1 protein-coding gene and 1 pseudogene are annotated in these 1,037 nt (G+C 73.2%); one reads left to right on the top strand and one right to left on the bottom strand.

What is annotated here, in order from left to right:
• A pseudogene (locus tag G3N92_RS34435) lies at positions 1 to 176 on the bottom strand (16S rRNA (cytosine(967)-C(5))-methyltransferase RsmB); the annotation flags it as partial.
• 525 nt (positions 177 to 701) lie between these two features.
• Between G3N92_RS34435 and G3N92_RS34430 the strand changes: the two are divergent.
• On the top strand, positions 702 to 947 hold the full coding sequence (locus tag G3N92_RS34430; protein WP_206131927.1) for an acyl carrier protein: 246 nt from the start codon (positions 702 to 704) through the stop codon (positions 945 to 947).
• The last annotated feature ends 90 nt before the right edge of the window (positions 948 to 1,037 follow it).

Raw genomic sequence — 1,037 nt, 5'->3', positions numbered from 1 at the left:
GCGGGCAGCGCGCTGCCGTTCGACACCGCGACCAGCGCCTGCGCGGCGCCGTCGAGCGCGAAGCCGAGCGAATCGGGCGGCAGGTGCAGCGCGGACAAACGCGTGGCCGCCGGCGCCGGTTTGCCCGGATTGGCGTGACGCGGACGGGACGGACGGGGGGAGCGAGGCTGGTTCATCGAATGCGGAATCGTGCGCGCCGGCGCCGGGCGGGCTGCGCGGCGGGCGGCAATGGCGTCAAACGCAGGATTGTAGCGCGCCGCCGCCGTGGATTCCCGCACGATCCGGGCGGCCGATTCCAGCCGACGGGCCGGATCGCCGCGGCCGATCGTCACCTCGACGCGCCTGCCCGGCTGCGGCAGGCGCCAGGCTGCCTCCCGGCGCCCGGATTCCTCAGACCCGACGCGTCCCGGCCGCCCTCTCCCGCTCGGTGCGGAATCGCACGGACGCGGGCTCGCCGCAATTCGTCTAATAGAAACCACGGAGCACCGAGAGGCGCAGCGTTCGGCAACGAACCGGCCACGACGCGCACCGCATGACGGCCGCCCAGCCGGACGCACCGCGCGACGCGGGCGCCAGGCCGCCGGACGCGGTCATGACCAGCGGGGGTTGGAGCCAGCGCATGCCACGGGGCTGTGGATCGCGGCGCCACATGGTTCGAACCGCCGAACGCACCAGCAGCACCCACTCGGGGACCTCATTCCATGAAAACCGCATTGCGCCGCATCCTTTCCGAATCCGCCCGTCTGAGCGTGCCGGTCGATACGCTCGCCGACGACGCCGATCTCTACGCCGCCGGCCTTTCCTCGCTCGCCACCGTCCACCTGATGCTCGCCATCGAGGACGAATTCGGCATCGAGGTGCCGGACCGCATGCTCACGCGCCGCCTGTTCTCGAGCATCGACTCGCTGGCCGCCGCTGTCGCCGAACTGCAGAAGGCCGCAGCATGAGCTCGCCGCTGATCCATCAGCCGGCCGCGGCGGATCCGGCCGGCTCGGCCGCGCTGGCGGCCGCGGCCGCGAGCGACGCGCCGGGCGCGG

The sequence above is a fragment of the Burkholderia sp. Ac-20379 genome (genome assembly GCF_017104645.1).
Taxonomy (GTDB): domain Bacteria; phylum Pseudomonadota; class Gammaproteobacteria; order Burkholderiales; family Burkholderiaceae; genus Burkholderia.
This window is presented reverse-complemented; position numbering and strand designations above follow the sequence as displayed.

What these genes read in the sequence shown, in the direction of transcription:
- G3N92_RS34430 (WP_206131927.1), top strand. Translation starts at nt 702, where the DNA reads ATGAAAACCGCATTGCGCCGCATCCTTTCCGAATCCGCCCGTCTGAGC.